Annotated in this window: 1 protein-coding gene; it reads left to right on the plus strand. The window is 61.3% G+C overall.

Annotated features, from left to right (window positions below; genetic code table 11):
- Positions 1 to 161: 161 nt before the first annotated feature.
- On the plus strand, positions 162 to 970 hold an 809-nt coding region (gene istA / locus M3A49_RS42320; protein WP_266233987.1), incomplete at its 3' end, for an IS21 family transposase.

Raw genomic sequence — 970 nt, forward strand, 5'->3', positions numbered from 1 at the left:
TGGGCGGCGACAATTAGCTTGGCCGGTCGTTGACGTTGGTTTTGGCCGGTGGTGAGGAGTCGGAGGCGGCGTAGCCGCCGGAGGCGACGAACCACCGGCGGCGCCGCGTCGGCGGGGAAATAGGATGGCTGATCGATTCTTAAAGAAGAAGCGGTCAGCACATGTCTGGAACCCGCATCACCGACCAACAGGTTCGCCTCTACATGAACAAGCGCAAACACCATCCGCAGGAAGTCGCGGCCGCCAAGGCAGGAATAAGCGTGCGCAGCGCACGCCGCATCGAGCGTGACGCGACGTTGCCATCCCAGAAGCCGCGGCGCTCCTGGCGTACGCGTCCCGATCCATTCGTCGATGTCTGGGACAGCGAGGTCGTGCCGTTACTACGCAACGCCCCTCATCTGATGGGCATCACGATCCTGCGCAAGCTGCAGGATGATCACCCGGGCTGCTATCCCGACAGCATGCGTCGCACGCTGGAACGACGCATTTCTCAATGGCGGGCGCTCGAAGGTCCCAGCCAGGAGATCTTCTTCCCCCAGGAGCATCAACCCGGCGTGCGCGGGTTGTCTGACTTCACCGATATGAGCAAGCTGTGCGTGACGATTGGCGGCGCGCCCTTCGAGCACCGGCTGTATCACTTCGTGCTGGCGTTCTCGCGCTGGGAGTACGCCTGCGTCGTTGAGGGTGGTGAGAGCTTCGAAGCCCTCGCCAACGGTTTGCAGAACGCTCTATGGCAGGCGGGAGGTTGCCCGCGCGAGCATCGCACCGACAGCCTGTCAGCCGCCTTCAAGAACCTGAGCGAGAAGGAGGACTTCACGACCCGTTACAAGGCGCTGCTCGATCACTACGAGATGCAGGGCACGCGTAACAATCGCGGTCTGGGCCACGAGTATGGTGCGGTAAAAAATATGTCACAGTGGTTCTCAACAACCCCCATCGTCTATCGCGTTGACGTTTCCATGACGACATA

It is taken from the genome of Paraburkholderia sp. CNPSo 3076 (assembly GCF_026343935.1).
In the GTDB taxonomy this organism is placed as follows: domain Bacteria; phylum Pseudomonadota; class Gammaproteobacteria; order Burkholderiales; family Burkholderiaceae; genus Paraburkholderia; species Paraburkholderia nodosa.